This is a genomic window from Microtetraspora malaysiensis (assembly GCF_050947145.1).
GTDB lineage: Bacteria > Actinomycetota > Actinomycetes > Streptosporangiales > Streptosporangiaceae > Microtetraspora_A > Microtetraspora_A malaysiensis.
The window spans coordinates 1,152,756-1,172,851 of the sequence record NZ_CP191998.1 but is presented as its reverse complement, the minus strand read 5'-3'; the positions used below and the strand labels follow the sequence as shown (position 1 = coordinate 1,172,851).

The window sequence follows — 20,096 nt, the reverse complement described above, 5'->3', positions numbered from 1 at the left end:
GGCGTCGTGAGCCGCGTCAGCCGTCGAGCCGTTTCCGGGTCGCCGCCAGGTCGAAGGTGGCGGCGATCAGGCACATCGTCAGCGTCGTGGTCACCAGGTCGGCGACGAAGTCCACGGGGACGTCCGTGACGATCCAGAAGTACGGCTTGTCGCTCGCCAGGAGGTAGCGGCCCGCCCGGCCGAGATAGTCCGACCCGACCTGGAGGCCGACGTAGCAGAGGGCGAACAGCCCGAAGAGCGGGGCGCCTCCACGCGCCGTCAGCCGGAACGCGTTGACGAGCGGGATCCACCGCTCCGACCAGCCGGCCGTCAGCCGCGCGGCCACGCGACGGGTCATCGTGTGAGTCCGCCGCTTCCCGTGCTCCGCGACCGCCTCCAGCCGCGTCCCCTTGAGCGTGCTCTCGGTGTCCTCCACGTACGCGCCGTACGCCAGGACGCCGACCGTGAGCCAGGTCAGCGGGAGGATCAGCGCCTCCACGACGTGCGGCCACACCTCGCCCACGAACTCGGAGACTGCCGCGAATCCCGGGACGTTCGCCTGCGCGTCGGTCACCCACTCGTTCAGGGCGACGAGGGCGGTGCGGCTCCCCATCCATCCCGTGCGCGTCTCCATGGCGGCGGCGATCACGTTGATGCCGTAGAACACGAACGTGAGCTCGCCGAACGCCGCCACGATCCCGGAGAAGCGCCCCTCGTTCGCCTCGTGCTTGCGCCCCGCCACCGTCTTCAGGGCGTACGCGAGGACCATCCCGACCACCGAGGGGACGAGGCCGAGGTTGGTCAGCCCCTGCATGACGTGGCTGTCCTCACCGGTGAACGCGTCGAGGAACATGATGTCCGGCGTGCGGGAATAGTCGATGGCCATGAAGTCCCGCACGTCCTGCAGGACGAAGCCCCACGTCATGTAGATGCCGGAGAACAGGAGCGCGGTCCGGTTGAACGCGCCGAAGATGCTCTCGTGGCCCTCTCCCGCCGCCCGGCGCGCCCGGGTCTCCATGAGCGCGCCGCGGATCACGTACAGCATGCCCACCGTGGTGGCCAGGGACGTCATCACGACGAGCGTGAACAGGAACACGGTCAGGACGAGGCGCGCCTGGTACCAGGAGCCGTGCGAGACGGTCGCGGCGAGCAGGAGGAGGCCCCAGCGCACCACCCGCCCGAGCGCGAACCACATGATCAACGGCAGCGCGCACGACCCGGCGATCCGCAGCATGTGCCACGGCAGCGAGTACGGCGACAGCTTCCACGGCCGCGTACGCGGTTCGGCGGCCTGGCGGGGTGCGGCAAGCGCGGACGTTCCGGACATCTGGTGCATGGTATCGGGTCCAGTCGTGCCCCATAGGCAACATGCGCCCGGGATGTTCGTGACGGTCCGACCTTACGCGTGATCGCGCCCGGCGCTCATCGCCCTGGAGCGGATCACGGACGCGTCGTATCCCTCCTCCGCCTCGGCGGCGAGCCGCTCGATGCGCTCCTCACTGACGGGAACGCCTTTCGATGTGAATCGCGGCGGTTCCTCCACCTGTCCCCCCTGCACGGCAGCGGCGTACGGGCATATGGACCCCGATGCACGCCCCGAAGTGCCGAGGATCCGGGCGCTCACGGCGTGACGAGGTCCAAGGTCGGGAAATAGGTCCGGTAGCGCGCCCCGTCCCTTGTCAGCAACGTGTAGTTCCGCACGGCCGCGTGCGCGCTGATGAAAAAGTCCGGCAGGGGAGATCTCCGCTCACCGCCACGCTTTCGATAGGCGAGGTGCGCCCTGCCGGCCAGAAACGCGGCTTCGTATGGAATGTCTTCACGCTCGAAATCGTCGGACGGCAGCGCCGCGTCGACGGCCTCGATGCCCGGGAAACCGACCGACACCTCCGCGTAGATCACCGGGTTGATGACCACGCGTCCCTTGTCCCGCGCCCAGGCGACGGCTTGGTCCGACCAGTCGCCCCATTTCGGGTCGTCGGTGGCGATATCAAGAAGCACACAGGAGTCGACCATGGTGACCCGATCGCCGACGACACGTAGGCTAGTCGCCACGCAGCAGCCCCATGATCTCGTCAGTGCTCATGGTCGTCGTCGCAGTCCCGCGAAGCCGCCGCGTCGCACGCTGTCCCCGAGTGGCGCTCGCCTCACGACGGACGATCTGCAGCGTGTTGCCGACTTCTATCACGTCGACCTCGTCACCTTCGTGCAGGCCGTACTTCTCGCGAATCTCGGCGGGGATGGTGACCTGTCCCTTGCTGTTCAGCCGCATGGAGCTCACTCCAGACACGTATTACACCTACCACGTAACACTAAGCGGGGTCGGCGGAACGGAACAAGAAGCCGAAAGGGCCGGTGCGTCGGGAGACGCACCGGCCCTTCTGGGAGAACGCAGGTCAGACAGCGACGGCGAGCTGGGCGACCTCGCCGAGCTTGGCCTCGACCGCGACGTCCTTGGTGACGCCGCCGCCCGCGATGATGCGGACGGTCCACTGGCCGGGAGCGGCGAAGAACCGGAAGATGCCCTCGTCGGAGACGACGACCTCGCCGGTGAACTCGCCGGAGTAGTCGAGCAGGCGGGCGTAGGCCGTACCGGCGCCGGAGACGACGCCCTGGATCACAGCCTGATTCGACAGGTCGACGCCTGCCGGCAGCGCCACAGTCTGCTCCGGAGCAGCGCAACCCTGAGTGGTGGTCATCAGCGAGCCTCCCCAAGCTCCACAGGCACGCCCACGAGCGAGCCGTATTCGGTCCAGGAACCGTCGTAGTTCTTCACATTGGGCTGGTCGAGGAGCTCGTGCAGCACGAACCAGGTGTGCGCCGAACGCTCCCCGATGCGGCAGTAGGCGATGGTGTCCTTGCCGAATTCGACTCCCGCGGCGGCGTAGAGCTTCGTCAGCTCGTCGTCCGACTTGAAGGTGCCGTCGTCGTTGGCCGCCTTCGACCACGGGATGTTGCGGGCGGTGGGCACGTGGCCCGCGACCTGCGACTGCTCCTGCGGGAGGTGCGCCGGAGCGAGCAGCTTGCCGGTGAACTCGTCAGGGGAGCGCACGTCGACCAGGTTCTGCTTGCCGATCGCCGCCACGACCTCGTCGCGGAAGGCGCGCAGCGAGAGGTCCTGCTCCTTGGCCGTGTAGGTGGTGGCCGGACGCTGCGGCACCTCGGTGACCAGCTCGCGGGAGTCGAGCTCCCACTTCTTGCGGCCGCCGTCGAGCAGCTTGACGTTCTCGTGGCCGTACAGCTTGAAGTACCAGTACGCGTAGGACGCGAACCAGTTGTTGTTGCCGCCGTAAAGCACGACCGTGTCGTCGTTGGCGATGCCACGGGACGAGAGCAGGGCGTCGAAACCGGCCCGGTCGACGAAGTCGCGGCGTACGGGGTCCTGGAGGTCCTTCCTCCAGTCGATCTTCACGGCGCCACGGATGTGACCCTTGTCGTAGGCGCTGACGTCCTCGTCGACCTCGACGAGCACGACACCCGGCGTGTCGAGATTGGCCTCGACCCAATCGGCATCCACCAGGACGGCGGAGCGGCTCATGTGGTTCTCCCAGGTTGTAGACGGCGGATGATCAAGTACATTTCGCAGCCCAGGCAGAAGCCGAAGGCGGCGTTGAGAAAGGCGGCCAGCAGTGCCGCTGCTGTCGCACCCAAAGCCAGGGGGGTGATCCCGGCGGTGAACCCGATCAGGCCGACAACCGCGAAGACGATGCCCACACCCTGCGCGAACCGGAGCGGCGCCACGTCTTCCAACTCTCGCGGCGGCCCCAGCCTCGGACGCACGAACCTACGGAAGAGGTAGCCGTACGGAGAGGAGTCAAGGGCACCGAGCACGAACACGATCGCCTGAAAGGCGAGGAGCCATGCACTGCCCGTCACGAGGACGAGCGCGAGAACCACAGTCGTGATCGCCGCGCTGAAACGCGGGCTTCGGGGATCGGCTTGCATCGTGAGATGCTCCTGAAGGATTCGGAATGCGGCTGATCAGCCGCGCGGAATCACCCTCAGGCCATGCGACAGAGCGCGGTCGCGACGCGGCAGAAATCAACCGCGCGCCGCTTCGTCAGCAGCTCTGTCGTGGGAGTCATGGCCTCGACAGTACCTGGCGTCTCGCCATCTGTCACACCGTGTCCGATTGGTGAGACGATTTGTCCCAGCCCTGATCACCGGCTTGCCCGAGCTCCGATCACCGTCTGGCCAATCATCGGTTTGCCCGAGTTCTGATCATCGGCGCCCGTCGGAGCCCCCGTCAGCCGCGACCGCCGCGCCGAGCGCCGCGATCACATCGACCTTCCTGGGCTGCCCTGATGCCCTTTTCACGACATTTCCTGAACCGTCGAGGATCAGCACCGTCGGCGTGCGCATGACGCCGTACCGGCGGACCAGATCGAGGCGATTCTCGGCGTCGATCTCGACGTACCGGACCCCGGGCACCATCGCGGCGACCTCGTCCAGGATCCTGCGGGTCGCCCGGCACGGCTGGCAGAACGCGGTGGAGAACTGCACCAGCGTGGCGCGCTCCCCCAGCTCGGCGCCGATCTCCTCGCCGGTCACGCCACCCGCCCTCTCGCTCGTCCCCGGGGCCGTGCCCCCGCTCGCCGCCGTCCCCGCCCCGGCGCGCGGCCGTACGGCGCGCAGCCTGCCGTCGCGCCACCGCATCAGCAGCCCGATGACCAGGCCGGCGGCGAGCGTCGCGAGCAGGACGACGATCCCTCCCATCGCGAGGGACAACCCGCGCGCGGCACGGGTCATTCCCCGTGCTTCACCGGGACGGTCACCAGCGTGCGCCCGTCAGCGGTGGCCAGCTCGAATCGGGTGATCTCGCCGAGCGGGAGCTCGGTCGACCCGCCGAAGGTGACCGGGGTCGCGCCGACCCCCTGGGCGTCCGCCGACCAGCTCGCCACCGCGGACCTCCTGCGGTCCGCGCCCACGGCGGTGAGGCGGACCACCGCTCCGGCGCGCAGGCCCGTGACGGTCGCCTCCACCCGGGTGCCGCCCACGTCCGGCGTGAGCCGCACCGTCACCTCGACGCCCCCTTGCCGCACGGACGCCGTTGTGGGGGCGACCGAGCCGAACAGCTCCTGCCCGCCCGCGTTCAGCTTCTTCGGCTGGCTGTCCGAGCTGTCCGCGGCCGCGTCGGTCCGCGCGGCGGCGGACGGCTCGGGCGCCGCCTTCGCCGACACGATCGACGACGACCCGGCCGAGCTGTCCGCCGCCTGCTGAGCGAACGCCATCCACGTCGTCCCGCCCAGCGCCACGACCGCGACGGACGCGGCGAGCGCGAGCGTGATCCGCGAGCGGCGCCTGCGCCGTACGGTGGCGGCGAGGAGACGGTCGAGCACCTGGCGGGGCGGCTCCGCCGCGTTCCGGATGTCCTCCTCGGTCACCTGGGCGAGGAGCGGCGGCAGCCCGGACAGCTCCGCGAGCTCGGCCATGCAGTCCGGACACTCGTCCAGGTGCGCCTCGACCGCGGCCGTCTCCTCGTCGTCGAGCGCGCCCAGGACGTACCCGCCGAGCGAGATGCGGACGTCGTCGTCGCAGGTCATGGTGCCAGCCCCCGTTCCTCCAGAGCCAGCTTGAGCGCCCGGAGCGCATAGAAGGTGCGCGATTTGACCGTTCCCGGCGGGATGCCGAGAATCTCCGCCGCCTCCTTCACCGATCTCCCCCGGTAGTACGTCTGCAGGAGCACTTCGCGGTGGTCGTCCCTGAGCGAGGCCAGCGCCTCGGCCACGGCCCACGACTCGACGGCCTTGTCCAGCTCGTCGGCGGCCGGCAGCACGGCCAGCGCCTCGTCGCCGGTCTCCTTCGGCCGCGACCGGCGCGCCCGGTGCTGGTCGACGACGAGGTTACGCGCCACGGTGAACAGCCAGGCGCGCACCGGCCGCCCGGCCATGGCCGAGGGGTTCCTCCAGGCGCGCAGCAGCGTCTCCTGGACGACGTCCTCCGCGCGGCCGGGGTCGCCCGTCAGCCGCAGCACGTACCCGTACAGGGGCCCGGCATGATCGTCGAAGAGGACGCGCACGAGCTCCTCATCGGCGGTTCCTGCTGGGCTCACGCCCTCCTGACGTAGGGACGGGTCGTCGGGTTCAGTGGAGGGGGACATTCGTCGCCGAACCTTCGACCGCGAGCCCCTCGGATACGGACCGCACCTTGGTGACCTTGAGATTGAGCGGCAGGTTCTTCACCGGGACGGTGAAGCCGACGAGCCGCTCCACGTTGGGCACGGAGATGCCTCCCGCGATCTCGACGTTGGCCGGAATGAGCCGGATGCCGCCCTTGACCGCGTCGATCTTCAGGTCGGCGGTGATGGGGATGTCCCGGCCCAGCACAGTGATCTTCCCCGACACGCGCAGCTTGTCGTCGCCGCCGCCCTCGATCTTCACGCCGCGGGGCGCTCGCTCTTCGAGGGTCTTTCGGGAGATCACGATGGTGCCGGCCACCCGCTCAGCACGGAGATCGGCTTTCGAGGCGTCCTGGATCAGGTCGGCCAGCGGGGCGGACACGCCGAACAGGGTAGCGTCGATCTTCGAGATCGTGATCCCTTCACGGGTCAGCGGACCGGTGGCGATGGTGATCTCCTGATAGTTCCCCGCGACCGCCTGGGTCAGGAACGGGATGCCCTCGATGTGGACGGTCGGGGTCGAGGAGAGGTCGTACTTGGCCTCGATCTGCCTGGCGATCTCACGCTGCGCACCGGCGACCGCCACCCGGTCCAGGATGGCGAGCGCGACGACGAGCAGGATCAGGAACACGACGAGCTTGCGCATCCGTCTTTCCTCCGGGGGCGTGGTCTGACGGGGGGCAAGGCGGGTCGGCTCACCCTAGCGCCTCATCCCCCTGCAAAGGGAGGTAAAACTTCGACGACCGCTCCCTCGGGCAGATCGATCGAGCGCGGGTCCCGCATGCCCGCCGGCGCGCCGTTCACCAGAAAGGAGCAGCGCGGCAGCACCCGGGCCAGGTCCGGGTTGGCGGAGATCCCCGCCAGCAGATCCCCGAGCGTGGATGCGTCGAACGGCTCCTCGGCTACCCCCGCCGCGGCCTTCGCCGCCGCCCAGTAACGGACGGTGCCCGTCGCCATGTTCCTCCCCTTCACTTGCCGGCCGTGCGCCCGGTCTACCGCGTTCGCCGGGGCTCCGGCGGCGACCCGTACGTGACCGAGCGGTTACGCGGACGGATCGTGTGCAGAACTTTTTACACGCCCGACTCACATTGGACGCAATATTCCTGTGGGCTAGCCTATGAAAGACGGGACCTGGGCGACGTTGCCCCCGGGTCCCTACGTGTTTGTACGGCTCACGCCGTGATGACGCGGAGGAGGCGAGCCTGTGATCGTGCACAGCGCGGTGCTCTCCCGGCGCGCCCTGCCGTTTCACTTGTGAAGAGGAGGGCATGTGAGCGAGCGATCTCGACAATCCCGCCACGGCGGGGGCGGGGCCAGGAGGTCGAAGTGAGCAATCTGCTCCTGCTGACGAACGCGCTGGAACCCTCCGCCGAGGTGCTGCCCGCACTCGGCCTGCTGCTGCACTCCATACGCGTCGCGCCCGCGGAGGCCTCCGCCCTGATCGACACCCCGCCCGCCGACGCGATCCTGGTCGACGCCCGCCGCGAACTGGCCCACGCGAAGGGGCTGTGCCGGCTGCTGCGCACCACGGGGCTCACCTGCCCGCTGCTGGTGATCGTCACCGAGGGCGGACTGGCCGCGATGACGGCCGAGTGGGGCGTGGACGACGTGCTGCTCGACAGCGCCGGCCCGGCCGAGGTCGAGGCCCGGCTGCGCATGGCCGTCGGCCGGCTGTCGCTGGCCGCCGCGGACGAGGTCCCGGACGAGATCTGCAGCGGCGACCTGGCGATCGACGAGGCGACCTACACCGCCCGGCTGCGCGGGCGCGCGCTCGACCTGACCTTCAAAGAGTTCGAGCTGCTCAAATACCTCGCGCAGCACCCGGGCCGGGTGTTCACCCGGGCCCAGCTGCTGCAGGAGGTGTGGGGTTACGACTACTTCGGCGGCACCCGCACGGTGGACGTCCACGTCCGGCGACTGCGCGCCAAGCTCGGGGCCGAGTACGAGTCGCTCATCGGAACGGTCCGGAACGTCGGCTACCGCTTCGTCCCCGACCGCGGGGGCGAGCAGGCCGAGAACGACGACCAGGAACCCGCCCGGAATTGAGCCTTCCGCGGGCCCACCGGACGAGACCCGCCCCGGGCCGGGACGGGCCTCCTCATCGGCGTACGGCTCAGCCGATCTTGGTGATGCGGGTCAACGCGGGCGGCGCCAGCGGAGAGTTGGCCGTGAGATAGGCGGTGAAGGCGTCCACGTCGAAGCCACCGTCCCACGTCCACAGGTCGGTGCCCTTGGTGAACTCGGCGAAGGCGTCACCGCCCGAGACCAGGAAGTTGTTGGCCGCGACCCGGACCGGCTGGCCGTCGGTCACCGCCACGCCGTCGATCTTCAGGTCGGAGATCCGGGAGCCCCAGGCCGCGCTCGCGTTGTAGCTGTAGCTGAGGTTGGACGACGGCTGCAGGATCTTGGTGAACGCCTGCGCGTTCGGGCCGCCGGTGAACTGCTGCTCCAGCACGGTCTTGAGCTGGGCGCCGGTCAGCGTGACGGCCTGCAGCAGGTTGTTGAACGGCTGCACCGCGAACGCCTCGCCGTACGTGACGACCCCGTCGCCCTCGCCCGCCTCGGAGGAGGCGTAGGTGAGGAGCGTCCGGACGCCGCCCGGGTTCATCAGCGCGATGTCGGCGTTGCCGCCGTCCTTCTTGGCCGCAGCGAGCTGGGCGTCCGCGATCACGTCACCGAGCGTGGTCTCGCCGCTGCCGCCCGCCGGGACGGCGTTGGAGATGTCCGCCGTGATCTTCCCGACCGGCGCGTTGGCCTTGGTCGAGACGGCCGACGTCCAGTACGAGACGAGCTTCTCGACCTTCCGGTCGGCCGCGTACTTGGGGATGTCGAGACCCTTGTTGGCCTCGCCGTCCACGGCGACGACCTTGTTTTCGGCGGTCACCGAGGAACGGATGACGTCCCCGGTCTTCTTGTCCACCTGGAAGTCGATCTGGGTCATCACCCGGCCGAAGGACGACCCCTGGGTGAAGTACCGGGTGTTGCCGGCCGGGTCCTTGGTCGTGCAGATGTAGGCCTGGTGCGAGTGGCCCATGACCACAAGGTCGACGTCCGCACTGAGCTTGGTGGCGATCGTCCTACCCCCGCCCGTGGTCAGCGGGCAGGCGTTCGGGCTCTGGTTCGCGGCAACCGAGTCACCCTCGTGGACCAGCGCCACCATGACGTTGACGCCACGCTTCTTCAGCCAGGCGGCCGCCCGGTTGCCGGCCTCGACCTCGTCCTGGAAGGTGAGACCCGCGATACTGGCGGGCGTCACGATGGACGGAGTGGTCTTGGTCACCAGGCCGATGTAGCCGATCTTGACGCCGTTCACGACGCGGATCGCGATGGGCGGCAGCGCGTTCTTGCCGTCGTCGTCGACCACGTTGGCCCCGATGTACTCGTACTCGGCGCCCTTCCACTTACCCGCGGGCGAGCAGCCGTCCGTGGGGTGGCAGCCGCCCTTCTGCAGGCGCTGCAGCTCGCTGAGCCCCTCGTCGAACTCGTGGTTGCCGACGGAGGAGACGTCAAGCCCCAGCTCACCGAGCACCTGCACGGTGGGCTCGTCGTGGAACGCCGCCGAGACCAGCGGCGACGCGCCGATCAGGTCGCCGGCCGCGACGACGTCGGTCCGGCCCGGGAGGCGGCTCTGCTTGATCGCGGTGGCGAGGTAGGCCGCGCCGCCCGCGGCCTGGACCGTCACGCCCGTCTCGTTGACGATGCGGCCGCTGGACCCGGTCGGGGTCTCCAGGTTGCCGTGGAAGTCGTTGATCGTGAGCAGGCGGATCTGCTTGGGAGGGGGAGTCTGCGCGGTCTGCGAGGCGGCCGCGGGGTACACGGCGATCGCCAGGCCCGTCGCCGCGGCGACGCCCGCCACCGCAAAGCGAAGAAGGGTGCGAGAGGTCATGGAACACGACACTAGGGCCGCGACCTTTACATGAGATGGCGAAGAAACAACGATTCGCCACGCGTCATGATGGCGGCTTTTGCCACTAGAGGGAACTGAGGTACGCGACGTGGACGTGCGTGTGGTGACCGGAGGACGACTCGATGACCGGCAGGTCTCCGACGTACTGGACCTGGTCGAGGAGGCCACGAAGGCCGACGGGGTGCGCCCGCTGAACGAGAACACGATGTTGCAAGTACACCACGGCGCTGACCCGGGAGCCCGGGCCGTACTCCTGTACGACGGTGACACGCTCGCCGGGTTCGCGCATCTGGATCCCGCCGACCCCGTCGAGGGATCCGGCGGGGAACTGGTCGTCCGCCCGGCGCTCCGCCGCCGCGGCCTTGGGCGGCAGTTGCTCGACGCGGTGCTCTCGGAGACCGGCGGACGGGTCCGCGTCTGGGCGCACGGCGACCACCCCGGCGCCGCCGCGCTCGCCGCCTCCGCCGGGCTCACCCGGGCCAGGTCGCTGTGGCAGATGCGCCGCCCGCTGGACGCGCCGCTCCCCACCGTGACCGTGCCCGACGGCGTACGGCTGCGCACGTTCGCCCCGGGGAAGGACGAGCACGCGTGGCTCGCGCTCAACGCCCGTGCCTTCGCCGCGCACCCCGAGCAGGGCGCGTGGACGATCGAGGACCTGGAGCTCCGCGAGCGCGAGTCGTGGTTCGACCCAGACGGCTTCTTCCTCGCCGTACGGGACGACTCCCTCGCCGGTTTCCACTGGACCAAGGTCCACGGCGGCGAGGGGCAGGACGCCGAGCCCGTCGGCGAGGTCTACGTGGTCGGCGTGGACCCCGCCGAGCAGGGATCGGGGCTCGGCCGCGCGCTGACGCTCACAGGTATCGAGCACCTGCGTTCGCGCGGCCTGGCCCAGGTGATGCTGTACGTGGACGAGGAGAACCGGCCGGCGATCAGGCTGTACGAGTCGCTCGGGTTCACCCGATGGAACACGGACGTGATGTATCGCCGCTGAGTCGCCCGCAACGTCCCGGACCGGCCCGCCGAAGGGCCGGTCCCCCGTCGGGGCCGCTACTCCACGATCCAGTGCAGGCCGAGATAGGCGAGCGCGGACACCAGCGCGGCGGCCGGGATCGTGAGCACCCAGGCGGTCACGATGTTGCCGGCGATCCCCCATCGCACCGCCGAGAGGCGCTTGGTCGCGCCCACGCCCATGATCGCGGTGGTCATGGTGTGGGTGGTCGAGATCGGCGCGCCGAATCCGATCGCGGCCGTGTAGAGGACCGACGAGGCCGCGGCCTCCGCCGCGAACCCGCGCGGCGGGTCGAGGTGGATGATCCGCCGGCCCATGGTCCGCATGATGCGCCAGCCTCCGGCGTACGTGCCGAGGGAGATGGCGGCGGCCGAGGCCGTGATGACCCACTCGGGGATGTCGGCATCCGGGGAGATGTAGCCGCCGACGACGAGCGAGAGGAAGATGACACCCATCGTCTTCTGCGCGTCCTGCAGGCCGTGACCGAGCGCGATGGCGGCCGCGGACACCGGCTGGACGAAGCGGAAGCCCCGGCTGGTGCGATGTGGGTTGGACTTGCGGAAGATCCACAAGATGACGATCATGACGAGGCCGCCCAGCCCGAACCCGATGACGGGCGACACGACCATGGGGATGACGACCTTCTGCACCACGCCCGACCAGTGCACGGTCGCGCTGGCGGCGAGGGCGGAGCCGACCAGGCCGCCGATCAGTGCGTGGCTGCTGGACGACGGCAGGCCGAAGTACCAGGTGATGAGATTCCAGACGATCGCCCCGATGAGGGCGCCGGCCACGACCACCAGGCCGTGCGCGCCGTTGGGCGCGTCGATGATCCCCTTGCCGACGGTCTGGGCGACCGCGGTGCCGAGGTGCGCGCCGATGAAGTTCATCACGGCGGCGAGGAGCAACGCGATCCGCGGGGTCAGCGCCCGCGTGGAGACCGAGGTCGCGATCGCGTTCGCGGCGTCGTGGAAGCCGTTGGTGTAGTCGAACACCAGGGCGATGGCGATGACGCCGATGACAAGTGCGAGCTCCACTTAGCTTTCCTTGACCGCGATCGACTCGATCGTGTTCGCCACGTGCTCGAACGCATCGGCGGCGAGCTCGAGCTGCTCGATGACCTCGCGCATCTTCATGACCATGAGCGCCTCGTACTCGCCGCTGAACAGCTTGGCCAGCAGTCGGCGATAGACCTGGTCGGCCTGGTTCTCAAGACGGTTGATCTCGATCCAGTACTCGTTGAGGTTCTGCATCGAGCGCAGCCGCGGCATGGCGTCGGCGGTCAGCTCGGCGGCCCTCTCCAACACCTCCACCTGGCGGACGACCTCTTTGGGCAGATGGTCGATCTGGTACAGGACGATCAGGTCGGCGGCGGCCTCCATGTAGTCCATCACGTCGTCGAGGTTCGAGGCGAGGCGGTAGATGTCCTCGCGGTCGAACGGAGTGATGAAGCTCTCGTTGAGCCGCTTCATGATCGCGTGAGTGCGCTCGTCACCCGCGTGTTCGCAGGCCCGCATCTTGTCGGCCAGTGCTTCCCGGTCCGACCCGTCGCTGATGATCTCTACCAGCAGCCGGGATGCGGTGACGAGGTTGTTCGCTGAGTCGGCGAACAAGTCGTAATAGCTGTCCTCACGGGGCGTGAGACGCATGCGCACGTCATTCTCCAGAGGTGAGGTGCGGGGATAGTCCGCAGAGAAGAGTACGGGTAACCGGATGGGATGCGAACTTAAGGGTATGCATGCCTGCTCGTAACAAGCTCATCGCTGCCCCGTAGTCATCTGTTAATACATAGACGCTGGTGAAGCACGGTGCCGCCGGTGAAGCGGCAACTCACACCTTCGTGCGGTGGAAGTTGAGGAACGACCGGCTCGGCGTCGGCCCGCGCTGCCCCTGGTAGCGGGAGCCGTACCGATGGGAGCCGTACGGGAACTCCGCGGGCGAGCTGAGCCGGAACATGCAGAGCTGACCGATCTTCATGCCCGGCCACAGCTTGATCGGCAAGGTGGCCACGTTGGACAACTCCAGAGTGACATGCCCCTCGAAGCCCGGGTCGATGAAACCCGCTGTCGAGTGGGTGAGCAGGCCGAGGCGGCCCAGGCTCGACTTGCCCTCAAGCCGGGACGCGATGTCGTCGGGAAGGCTGATCACCTCGTACGTGCTGGCCAGCACGAACTCGCCTGGATGCAGGATGAACGGCTCGTCGCCCTCCGGCTCGACCAGGCGGGTGAGGTCGGGCTGCTCCATGGCCGGATCGATGTGCGGGTACCGGTGGTTCTCGAACACCCGGAAGAACCGGTCCAGCCGCACGTCCACACTGGACGGCTGGATCATCTCCGGTTCGTACGGGTCGATCTTGACCCGTCCGGTCTCGATTTCGGCACGGATGTCACGGTCGGAAAGCAACACGCGTGCAAGGGTAACCGCCCCCACTCAGCCCCGGTCGCGGACATCCACAGGAAGCACCTCCGGCCACTCGAACCCCAGGACCGGTCGACCGCCTTCGAGGTCGCGGCGTCCGGTCCAGGAAGGGGAGGCCGTCAAAACTTCTCGCCCTCGACGGCATCACCATGCCGAGTTTCCGCTAGAGTGTTGGACGCGGTTGCTCCTCAGAACAGCCGATGCGGGTGTAGTTCAATGGCAGAACATCAGCTTCCCAAGCTGACAGCGCGGGTTCGATTCCCGTCACCCGCTCTTAAGTGACCAGTAGTCCTCGGATGCCTCCAGGGCAATCAGGAACTTGTTCGTGTCACGGATGCTCATCCAGTCCTTCAGCCACGGCTTACCTTCAGGCGCCCAGTGGTATGGCTCGTACATTCCGCCATCCGGATCCCAGAGCCGAGCGCCCGGCATGGAGTTCAAGTGCGGATCCCTGGTGCTGGAGGTGGCGAACCCCATCGTCACGCCATCACAGACGAACTCGGGGAGATCGCCGGCATCGTAGACGTGCGAGCTATTTCGAGGCTCCGGCTTGCCGCCGAACTCGTGCCAGTAGTCCCTGATCTCGGTGACCATGCTCGGGCAACCGCGAAAGCGGTCGAGGAAGGCATCGACATCGCCGTCCCAAAAGTAGGCCCGGTGCAGGGTCAACGCGCACTTCGCTGAAAAGTCCTCTTCGTTCTTGTCGTCGTCGTTGCCCCTCCTGCATCGATCGAGACCGCTGCGGCCGATCTCTCTTGTCAGGCCCGCAGTACGGACCGTCCGGTTAAGTCGGCCGTCGAGCACCTTCCTGGCTGGCGCCCGTAACTTCACCACCTCCGGAGCCGAGGGGGAGACCGGAGAGGCAGAGGAATCCGATGAGCAGGCGGACAAGGCGAGCGCCGCGGCCAGCACAAGCACACCGGGCAAGCAAGAGTTCGTCATCACAGCTCCTTAGATGGCAACCTGACCGCACGAGCACCCCCGAGTAAGAGGACCCACGCCACAAGCTGATCGTCGTGCCATTGGCGTGCCATTAACCTCGGTAACGGGGGGTCAGCCACGGTCACTCACGACCAGCCCGAAGCTCAGCTCAGCACACCTATGAGGCATGATCCATGCGATTCCCAAGCTGGCAGCGCGGGTTCGATTCCCGTCACCCGCTCCACGAGCGAAGGCCCAGGTCAGGGAGTAGATCCCCACCCGGGCCTTGATCATTTCTGGCACCTGTTCGATCTTCCGTGCAATTAGCGTGCAATTAGCCGACGGGGACGAGCGTGCCCGCTGAGCCGTCCTCGTCCTCGTCACTTGCTCGGCTGATGTGCCTGTCGATCGCGTCCGTGATCGCCTTGTCCGCCCCGCGTACGGCGTGCTGATGGCCGCCCTGACGTTGTCGTGTCCCATCCGGGCCATGAGGTCCTTGACCCCGCGCCTGACTCGGCCGCCAGCATGTTGCCGGTGTGATGAAGGTCATGAAAGTGAAGACCCGTCATCCCCATCTCGCGGACCACATCTACCCAACGGGTACGGGTGTTGAAGCCGCTCCGCCGCAGTGCGCCGCCCTTTGCGCCGGGGAAGAGGAGCGCGCCCGGTTCGTCGAGGACGTAAGTACTCAGGTGCTCACGCAGTGCGGGGATGATCGTCTGTGGATGCCGATCACCCGCCGTCCCGCCTTGGATTTTGGAGGCCCGAGAACCAGCTCACCCGTAGACCGCTCGATGAAGGCCGCCCGAACGCGAACCGTCGCGGCCTCCAGATCGAGGTCACTACGGCGGAGCGCGCTCACCTCACCCCATCGCAGGCTCGCGAAGGTCGCCAGCAGCACCAGGGCGCGGAACCGCCGATCCTGAGTGCAGTCAGCCCGGCCGTCCATACCCATCTTCCACAGCGCCCGCTCGGCATCTGCACGGCTGTGGAGAATCTCGGGATGGGTGCGCATCTCGCCGTTCCGCTGGAAGCGCAGCAGGTAGGCAGCGTTCTTGACCTTGCGGACGTTGCCGACCGGACGACGGCCGATGCGGTCAGCCAGTTCGAAGACCTGGGCCACGGCGAGCACCGGGCGTTCCTCGGGATGCTCGTCGCCGGCCCCGCGGATCCGGCACGGGTTGGCCGAGATGATCTGATCGTCCTCGGCCGCAGTCATCAGCACCGCCCGCAGCAGCCGATACGCCTTCGCCGCCATCGACACCGAGACGCCGTTGCCGACCAGGGCTCGGTCGTCCTGGTTACCGTCGGTGACACCTGAGCGGCCTGGTGGCTCACTCACATGCCGATGAGCGGACGTTGGGACGTCAGTGGTGCGGGTGTCGTTGGATGGCTATGTGGTCGGGTTTCGCGGTGTCCCCACGGATATCGCGTCGCTGCGGGCGGGTCGTCGAGCGGGTGCTGAGGTACGGGGTCGACGGCGAGTACCTATACGGTGACGACGGTCTTTCCGGCCGCGTGGCCTTGAGCGAGGTGGCGGATCGCGTCAGCGGCGTCGGCGAGGGGGTAGTCGCGGTCGATGACGGGTGTGACGGCGCCGGAGTCGATGAGCCGTCGTAGTTCCTCGAGGTCGGCGGCGTGTTCCTTGGCCATCAGGCTGCGCAGGCGCTGACTGACGAACATGGACATGAACGGTGCGCGCAGCATCTGTCGGTCGAAGCCGCCCAGTAGCCGGCCGCCACCATGCTCGCCGCCGACCAGGACCAGGGTTCCGCGCGGCGTCAGGGCGCGCCGCAGCAGGGATACCGGACGGTTACCCGCCGTGTCGATGATGACGTCATACCGTGCCCCATTGCCGTCGATCTGGCTGTGGGTGTAGTCGATGACCTCAGCGGCGCCGAGGGAACGGACGAGGTCAACCTTCGGGGTGCTGCACACGCCGGTGACCGTAGCGCCGAATGCCTTGGCGATCTGCACGGCGAAGCTGCCCACGCCGCCCGCCGCGCCGATGACCATGACTCGTTGCCCTGGCCGCAGGCCCGCACAGTCGCGCAGGCCCTGCAGAGCGGTCGTCCCGGAGATGGGCGTGGCCGCGGCCTGCTCGAAGGAGAGGTTCGCCGGCTTGATCGCCAGCCGATCCTGCCGCGCGGTTGCGTACTCGGCGAAGGAGCCGCTCTCGCAGGTCCCGTACACCTCATCCCCCGGTCGCAGCCGTGTAACCCGCGCACCGACGGCCTCCACAACCCCGGCCAGGTCCCGGCCGCGTACCGGCACCTTGGGCTTGCGCAGTCCGAACCCGAAGGCCCGCACCAGGTACGGCCGACCGGTCATGAGGTGCCATACGCCCGGGTCCACGCCTGCGGCACGCACCCGTACGAGCACCTCGTCGTCACCGACCGAGGGCCGATCGATGTCACGCAGTGCCAGCACGTCCGCCGGGCCGTACATGTCCTGAACGATCGCCTTCATGATGTCTCCTCGCCAGAGTTGGGGTACTGGAACACATCGTCGAGCCCTACGCCGAAGACGTTGGCGATGAGGAAGGCCACTTCGAGGGAGGGCGAGTACCGGCCCTGCTCGATGGCGATGACGGTCTGCCGGGTCACGCCGATGCGTTCGGCCAGTTCGGCCTGGGTCATCTCGCCGTGCGCGAAGCGCAGCGCGCGGATGCAGTTCGTCACGCGGGTCGGCTTCACCACTGCGGGAGCCTCCCGCGGTACATGGCAATCTTCGCGACCGAGCCGAGGACCGCCGACAGCGTGAAGCCCAGGTAGATCACATTGGCGATCCAGAACCGATCCCACCCAGCCATCGCCATGAGCATCGCCGCGACCGCCCCGATGACCAGGAACGACTGACCGACGTAGTCGCCGAGTTGGCCAATCTGTCGATCACGCACGTCCGCGGCCCGCGACGCTTTGGGGCTCACAACACCGATCGCGGTCTCAGCCACGATGTTCGCCACGATCGACGCGCCGACGGTCCACAGCAACGCCGCCGCGTAAGGAGCCTCCGTCAACGGCCGCCCACCCCCGCGGCCCACCACAGTGACCACGTAGACGGCGTACGCCACCACGGCGACGACCAACATGATCCACGCGCGCTTCTCTCTGTGCGCCATGCCTGCCCCTCGGTGTACAACATTTTTGACACCCTGAACGTAACTAATGTTTGACGTGGTGTCTACAATTTCTTACATCGAGTTCCGTGTGACCGCCCGCAACGCACCGCAGTCGACGCGCTGCATCTGCCGTGGGCCCACCACTGTTTGCGACCTCCGCACCGCGGAGCGGTGCTCCGGCGGCCCCGGCGAACACGCCTGAAGACGCCCTCATCTGCTTGAGATGAGGGCGTCGCACAAGTACTCCGCACGCTCGGGCCGGATTGGCATATCGAGCGCCCCCGGCCGGGTCATCGACCCCAGTGACTAGGCCGGAGACCCTAGGCCCCCGCAGCCACCGCATGACCTCGCGGCCCACCACCCGCTCGGCGGCCGATGGCCTCGCCGACCTCCTTGACCACATCCACCCAACGGGTACGGGTGTTGAAGCCGCTCCGCCGCAGTGCGCCGCCCTTTACGCCGGGGAAGAGCAGCGCGCCCGGCTCGCCCTGGACATAGGTCGCGATGTGCTCTTGAGCGCCTGGACGATGGGCCACGGGATGCCGCCGTCCCGCCTTGGACTTCAGAGGTCCGAGCAGTAGCGCTTAAACGAATCGTTGACAACAAGATGTTTATGACCCATCCTGAGGGCATGTCGGAAGATCCCTTCGCTCTGTCGAATCCCGATCAGGTGCGGGCACACCGTGTGTACACCGCCCTCGCCCGCATCGCCGATCGGCACGCAGCGACCCAAGACCAGCGCGATCGTCAGGTCCACCCACAGGTCCTCGGCGCACAGGAGGCTGTCAGGCTGGTGTCGTTCCTCGCCGCAGGGACTGCACAGCACGACGTCGACGAGCCGAAGGTCGACCAAGCCGACATCACCGCCGCACTTACCCTCATCCCACTGGCACGGGCCGAGATGGACCAGCTGGAGACCTCCCTGCTGCTCATCGCACGGGGCCGGGGCCTCACTTGGCAGGAGATCGCCTTCGGGTTGGGGCTCGGTAGCGCCCAGGCCGCCCAGCAACGCTACGAGCGGTTGGCCGGCCGCGTGGAGGCGAGCCAGGCCTAGTTTGCTGGGGCGATCGAGACGATGGACCTGTCGGACGGACGTACCCGTTGCGTGCCCGTACGGTTGGCGATCAGCGGTTAGTCCCGGGGATTCAACGGCACTCGATCCGGCATACGCCTAAGTCAGCGTTTTCTTGGACGCATAACCAGGGACACTGACGGTGTGAACGATCGTCCCGACGTGGCCAAACCTCCAACCACTCACACCCTCGCATCCGGCCACGACTACAGAGCCCCGCGATCATGGCCCATGGATCACCAACTGACCGTCCGGGCATACGACAACGAGGTCGTGATCCAGGGAGACAAGATCGCACTTCGCTCTCTTGCTGAACTCCTCCTCACACTTTCCGAGTCCGATACGCCCTTGACCACACACTTCCATCTAGAAGCATCAGCAGGACAACTGACGCCTGGTTCGGTGAACCTCGTGCTCGATCACGATGAGTGGGGCGAATGACCGCCGGCCATTAGCGGGCCGTTAAAAGGGGTGACGAGGGGCCAACCACGGTTACTCCTGACCGGCCCCACGCCCAGGTCAGCGCCCGTACGGGCCGTGATCCATGCGATTCCCAAGCTGACAGCGCGGGTCCGATTCCCGTCACCCGCTCCACGTAGGCAAGCTCAGGCCAGATAGACAGCTGGCACGGTTTGACATTCTATGCAGATGCGACAAGTCAGCGTGCTCGGCAGTTGTGGCGCCTTTCCCGAACCAGGCCGTGCCTGTAGTGGTTTCGCGGTGGACTGGGATGGTTACCGCCTGGTGCTCGACCTCGGTTATGCCACCCTGCCTCGGCTGCTCGCGCACTGGCCAGACGGTGCGATGGACGCCGTCGTCATCACCCACGAGCACCCTGATCACTGCATCGACCTGCACGGCCTGTTTCGGATGCGCTTCTACGGTGACACTGGTGCACCAAAGTTGCCGTTGTACTGCCCGCCAGGAGTGCTCGACCGTATCGGCGGCCTGGAACCCGACGTTGACCTGCACACGGTTTTCGACGTGCATCCGCTGCCCGGAAGCTACCGGTTGGGCCCCTTTGACCTGAAAGGATTGTCGCTCCCGCACTACGTACTCAATGCAGGAATCCGCCTAGAAGCTGGTGGGGTCGCCTTGGCCTACTCCGGGGACACCGGCCCAACTCCCGTGCTGGCCGAACTCGGCCGCGACGCCGACCTGTTCATCGTCGAGGCCACCGACCGCGACGGCGAGACCAGTCGCCCCACACGCAATCTACTGACCTCCGCCGAGGCCGGTTACTGGGCCCGCCGGGCGGGCGCCCGCCGACTGATGCTCACGCACTTTTGGCCGGGCAACGACCGGGGCGTTTCCGTGGCCGCAGCTCAACAAGCGTTCGACGGTATTGTGCTGGCGGCCGAAGAAGACCTCAAGGTCACCATCGGGACACCGCACCGCTGAAAGCTACCCGTCACGGCGTGCCGTTGCGTGCCCGTACGGTCGGCGACCAGCGGGGAATCCCGGGAAGTCACGGTCACTCGACCGACATACCGGCAGGTGAGTCTTTCCCCAGCTCAGACAGCATGATCGCGAAAGGCTTCCCAAGCTGACGGC

Annotated in this window: 27 protein-coding genes and 1 tRNA gene; 6 read left to right on the top strand and 22 right to left on the bottom strand. The window is 67.6% G+C overall.

Translation table 11 applies throughout. From position 1 onward, the window contains the following. Positions 1-16: 16 nt before the first annotated feature. The 13 genes from ACQP1V_RS05900 to ACQP1V_RS05840 form a co-directional block, all read right to left on the bottom strand. Positions 17-1,306: a hypothetical protein gene (locus ACQP1V_RS05900; RefSeq protein WP_433419609.1), complete on the bottom strand. Its 1,290-nt coding sequence runs from the start codon at positions 1,304-1,306 to the stop codon at positions 17-19. A gap of 72 nt (positions 1,307-1,378) precedes the next feature. Further along, positions 1,379-1,537, bottom strand: a complete 159-nt coding sequence (locus ACQP1V_RS05895; protein WP_433419606.1) for a hypothetical protein — start codon at positions 1,535-1,537, stop codon at positions 1,379-1,381. 62 nt (positions 1,538-1,599) lie between these two features. Further along, positions 1,600-1,992, bottom strand: coding sequence for a type II toxin-antitoxin system VapC family toxin (locus tag ACQP1V_RS05890; protein ID WP_433425763.1), 393 nt, complete (start codon positions 1,990-1,992; stop codon positions 1,600-1,602). A 28-nt stretch (positions 1,993-2,020) separates the two neighbouring features. Continuing rightward, positions 2,021-2,266: an AbrB/MazE/SpoVT family DNA-binding domain-containing protein gene (locus ACQP1V_RS05885; RefSeq protein WP_218002122.1), complete on the bottom strand. Its 246-nt coding sequence runs from the start codon at positions 2,264-2,266 to the stop codon at positions 2,021-2,023. A 106-nt stretch (positions 2,267-2,372) separates the two neighbouring features. Beyond that, positions 2,373-2,675 carry a DUF1416 domain-containing protein gene (locus tag ACQP1V_RS05880; RefSeq protein ID WP_433419603.1) on the bottom strand — a complete coding sequence of 101 codons (303 nt, stop codon included), beginning with the start codon at positions 2,673-2,675 and terminating at the stop codon, positions 2,373-2,375. Next, complete coding sequence (locus ACQP1V_RS05875) at positions 2,675-3,514, bottom strand: sulfurtransferase (protein ID WP_285702703.1); 840 nt, start codon at positions 3,512-3,514, stop codon at positions 2,675-2,677. Before ACQP1V_RS05875 ends, ACQP1V_RS05880 begins: the two co-directional genes overlap by 1 nt. Then, positions 3,511-3,921, bottom strand: a complete 411-nt coding sequence (locus tag ACQP1V_RS05870) for a DUF4395 domain-containing protein (RefSeq protein WP_433419599.1) — start codon at positions 3,919-3,921, stop codon at positions 3,511-3,513. The genes ACQP1V_RS05875 and ACQP1V_RS05870 overlap by 4 nt, the downstream gene beginning before the upstream one ends. A gap of 56 nt (positions 3,922-3,977) precedes the next feature. Beyond that, positions 3,978-4,061, bottom strand: a complete 84-nt coding sequence (locus tag ACQP1V_RS05865) for a putative leader peptide (protein WP_352231756.1) — start codon at positions 4,059-4,061, stop codon at positions 3,978-3,980. Positions 4,062-4,197: 136 nt separating this feature from the next. Then, positions 4,198-4,725 carry a thioredoxin family protein gene (locus ACQP1V_RS05860; protein WP_433419597.1) on the bottom strand — a complete coding sequence of 176 codons (528 nt, stop codon included), beginning with the start codon at positions 4,723-4,725 and terminating at the stop codon, positions 4,198-4,200. Then, positions 4,722-5,519: an anti-sigma factor family protein gene (locus tag ACQP1V_RS05855; protein WP_433419594.1), complete on the bottom strand. Its 798-nt coding sequence runs from the start codon at positions 5,517-5,519 to the stop codon at positions 4,722-4,724. The genes ACQP1V_RS05860 and ACQP1V_RS05855 overlap by 4 nt, the downstream gene beginning before the upstream one ends. Continuing rightward, positions 5,516-6,028, bottom strand: coding sequence for a sigma-70 family RNA polymerase sigma factor (locus ACQP1V_RS05850; protein WP_433419592.1), 513 nt, complete (start codon positions 6,026-6,028; stop codon positions 5,516-5,518). The genes ACQP1V_RS05855 and ACQP1V_RS05850 overlap by 4 nt, the downstream gene beginning before the upstream one ends. A 31-nt stretch (positions 6,029-6,059) precedes the next feature. Further along, complete coding sequence (locus ACQP1V_RS05845) at positions 6,060-6,740, bottom strand: LmeA family phospholipid-binding protein (protein ID WP_387407889.1); 681 nt, start codon at positions 6,738-6,740, stop codon at positions 6,060-6,062. Positions 6,741-6,802: 62 nt separating this feature from the next. Further along, on the bottom strand, positions 6,803-7,051 hold the full coding sequence (locus ACQP1V_RS05840) for a MoaD/ThiS family protein (RefSeq protein WP_387407887.1): 249 nt from the start codon (positions 7,049-7,051) through the stop codon (positions 6,803-6,805). A gap of 369 nt (positions 7,052-7,420) precedes the next feature. Here ACQP1V_RS05840 and ACQP1V_RS05835 point away from each other — a divergent pair, with 369 nt between their 5' ends. Further along, on the top strand, positions 7,421-8,140 hold the full coding sequence (locus ACQP1V_RS05835) for a winged helix-turn-helix transcriptional regulator (protein WP_433222339.1): 720 nt from the start codon (positions 7,421-7,423) through the stop codon (positions 8,138-8,140). Positions 8,141-8,207: 67 nt separating this feature from the next. Here the strand turns inward: ACQP1V_RS05835 and ACQP1V_RS05830 are convergent, their stop codons facing one another. Next, the gene (locus tag ACQP1V_RS05830; protein ID WP_433419588.1) at positions 8,208-9,980 is read right to left on the bottom strand and encodes a bifunctional metallophosphatase/5'-nucleotidase; all 1,773 of its coding nucleotides are present in this window, start codon (positions 9,978-9,980) and stop codon (positions 8,208-8,210) included. Positions 9,981-10,089: 109 nt separating this feature from the next. Between ACQP1V_RS05830 and mshD the strand changes: the two genes are divergently transcribed. Beyond that, positions 10,090-10,992: a mycothiol synthase gene (gene mshD, locus ACQP1V_RS05825; RefSeq protein ID WP_433419585.1), complete on the top strand. Its 903-nt coding sequence runs from the start codon at positions 10,090-10,092 to the stop codon at positions 10,990-10,992. Between the two features lie 56 nt (positions 10,993-11,048). On the opposite strand, the gene ACQP1V_RS05820 is transcribed toward mshD, so the two are convergent. The 3 genes from ACQP1V_RS05820 to dcd form a co-directional block, all read right to left on the bottom strand. Next, on the bottom strand, positions 11,049-12,047 hold the full coding sequence (locus ACQP1V_RS05820; RefSeq protein ID WP_433419582.1) for an anion permease: 999 nt from the start codon (positions 12,045-12,047) through the stop codon (positions 11,049-11,051). Beyond that, complete coding sequence (locus tag ACQP1V_RS05815; RefSeq protein WP_387407878.1) at positions 12,048-12,665, bottom strand: DUF47 domain-containing protein; 618 nt, start codon at positions 12,663-12,665, stop codon at positions 12,048-12,050. 175 nt (positions 12,666-12,840) lie between these two features. Further along, positions 12,841-13,416 (bottom strand): dCTP deaminase, encoded by a 576-nt coding sequence (gene dcd, locus ACQP1V_RS05810; RefSeq protein ID WP_067143016.1) that lies wholly within the window; start codon positions 13,414-13,416, stop codon positions 12,841-12,843. A gap of 214 nt (positions 13,417-13,630) precedes the next feature. On the opposite strand from dcd, the gene ACQP1V_RS05805 reads away from it, so the two are divergent. After that, positions 13,631-13,701, top strand: a tRNA-Gly gene (locus ACQP1V_RS05805). On the opposite strand, the gene ACQP1V_RS05800 is transcribed toward ACQP1V_RS05805, so the two are convergent. From ACQP1V_RS05800 to ACQP1V_RS05780, 5 genes are all read right to left on the bottom strand, one after another. Beyond that, complete coding sequence (locus tag ACQP1V_RS05800; protein WP_433419579.1) at positions 13,693-14,370, bottom strand: hypothetical protein; 678 nt, start codon at positions 14,368-14,370, stop codon at positions 13,693-13,695. The genes ACQP1V_RS05805 and ACQP1V_RS05800 overlap by 9 nt on opposite strands. A gap of 667 nt (positions 14,371-15,037) precedes the next feature. Continuing rightward, positions 15,038-15,691 (bottom strand): hypothetical protein, encoded by a 654-nt coding sequence (locus ACQP1V_RS05795; RefSeq protein ID WP_433419576.1) that lies wholly within the window; start codon positions 15,689-15,691, stop codon positions 15,038-15,040. Positions 15,692-15,837: 146 nt separating this feature from the next. Then, positions 15,838-16,818 carry an NAD(P)-dependent alcohol dehydrogenase gene (locus ACQP1V_RS05790; protein ID WP_433419573.1) on the bottom strand — a complete coding sequence of 327 codons (981 nt, stop codon included), beginning with the start codon at positions 16,816-16,818 and terminating at the stop codon, positions 15,838-15,840. After that, positions 16,815-17,048 (bottom strand): helix-turn-helix transcriptional regulator, encoded by a 234-nt coding sequence (locus ACQP1V_RS05785; protein WP_285710287.1) that lies wholly within the window; start codon positions 17,046-17,048, stop codon positions 16,815-16,817. Before ACQP1V_RS05785 ends, ACQP1V_RS05790 begins: the two co-directional genes overlap by 4 nt. Beyond that, positions 17,042-17,470: a hypothetical protein gene (locus tag ACQP1V_RS05780; protein ID WP_285710289.1), complete on the bottom strand. Its 429-nt coding sequence runs from the start codon at positions 17,468-17,470 to the stop codon at positions 17,042-17,044. Before ACQP1V_RS05780 ends, ACQP1V_RS05785 begins: the two co-directional genes overlap by 7 nt. Positions 17,471-18,101: 631 nt before the next feature. Here ACQP1V_RS05780 and ACQP1V_RS05775 point away from each other — a divergent pair. The 3 genes from ACQP1V_RS05775 to ACQP1V_RS05765 all read left to right on the top strand — a co-directional run bounded on the left by ACQP1V_RS05775 (position 18,102) and on the right by ACQP1V_RS05765 (position 19,943). Beyond that, a complete protein-coding gene (locus tag ACQP1V_RS05775; RefSeq protein WP_433419569.1) occupies positions 18,102-18,524 on the top strand; it encodes a DNA-binding protein in 423 nt (140 codons plus the stop codon). A gap of 249 nt (positions 18,525-18,773) precedes the next feature. Continuing rightward, positions 18,774-18,983 (top strand): Imm32 family immunity protein, encoded by a 210-nt coding sequence (locus ACQP1V_RS05770; protein WP_433419567.1) that lies wholly within the window; start codon positions 18,774-18,776, stop codon positions 18,981-18,983. A 207-nt stretch (positions 18,984-19,190) separates the two neighbouring features. Next, positions 19,191-19,943 (top strand): MBL fold metallo-hydrolase, encoded by a 753-nt coding sequence (locus ACQP1V_RS05765; protein WP_433419564.1) that lies wholly within the window; start codon positions 19,191-19,193, stop codon positions 19,941-19,943. Positions 19,944-20,096 lie beyond the last annotated feature (153 nt).

Bases quoted from the DNA above. Each gene is read 5' to 3' on its own strand.
- ACQP1V_RS05900 (WP_433419609.1), bottom strand. From the start codon at position 1,306: ATGTCCGGAACGTCCGCGCTTGCCGCACCCCGCCAGGCCGCCGAACCG.
- ACQP1V_RS05890 (WP_433425763.1), bottom strand. From the start codon at position 1,992: ATGGTCGACTCCTGTGTGCTTCTTGATATCGCCACCGACGACCCGAAA.
- ACQP1V_RS05880 (WP_433419603.1), bottom strand. From the start codon at position 2,675: ATGACCACCACTCAGGGTTGCGCTGCTCCGGAGCAGACTGTGGCGCTG.
- ACQP1V_RS05875 (WP_285702703.1), bottom strand. From the start codon at position 3,514: ATGAGCCGCTCCGCCGTCCTGGTGGATGCCGATTGGGTCGAGGCCAAT.
- ACQP1V_RS05870 (WP_433419599.1), bottom strand. From the start codon at position 3,921: ATGCAAGCCGATCCCCGAAGCCCGCGTTTCAGCGCGGCGATCACGACT.
- ACQP1V_RS05865 (WP_352231756.1), bottom strand. From the start codon at position 4,061: ATGACTCCCACGACAGAGCTGCTGACGAAGCGGCGCGCGGTTGATTTC.
- ACQP1V_RS05860 (WP_433419597.1), bottom strand. From the start codon at position 4,725: ATGACCCGTGCCGCGCGCGGGTTGTCCCTCGCGATGGGAGGGATCGTC.
- ACQP1V_RS05855 (WP_433419594.1), bottom strand. From the start codon at position 5,519: ATGACCTGCGACGACGACGTCCGCATCTCGCTCGGCGGGTACGTCCTG.
- ACQP1V_RS05845 (WP_387407889.1), bottom strand. From the start codon at position 6,740: ATGCGCAAGCTCGTCGTGTTCCTGATCCTGCTCGTCGTCGCGCTCGCC.
- ACQP1V_RS05840 (WP_387407887.1), bottom strand. From the start codon at position 7,051: ATGGCGACGGGCACCGTCCGTTACTGGGCGGCGGCGAAGGCCGCGGCG.
- ACQP1V_RS05830 (WP_433419588.1), bottom strand. From the start codon at position 9,980: ATGACCTCTCGCACCCTTCTTCGCTTTGCGGTGGCGGGCGTCGCCGCG.
- ACQP1V_RS05800 (WP_433419579.1), bottom strand. From the start codon at position 14,370: ATGACGAACTCTTGCTTGCCCGGTGTGCTTGTGCTGGCCGCGGCGCTC.
- ACQP1V_RS05790 (WP_433419573.1), bottom strand. From the start codon at position 16,818: ATGAAGGCGATCGTTCAGGACATGTACGGCCCGGCGGACGTGCTGGCA.
- ACQP1V_RS05780 (WP_285710289.1), bottom strand. From the start codon at position 17,470: ATGGCGCACAGAGAGAAGCGCGCGTGGATCATGTTGGTCGTCGCCGTG.
- ACQP1V_RS05775 (WP_433419569.1), top strand. From the start codon at position 18,102: ATGTCGGAAGATCCCTTCGCTCTGTCGAATCCCGATCAGGTGCGGGCA.
- ACQP1V_RS05770 (WP_433419567.1), top strand. From the start codon at position 18,774: ATGGATCACCAACTGACCGTCCGGGCATACGACAACGAGGTCGTGATC.
- ACQP1V_RS05765 (WP_433419564.1), top strand. From the start codon at position 19,191: ATGCGACAAGTCAGCGTGCTCGGCAGTTGTGGCGCCTTTCCCGAACCA.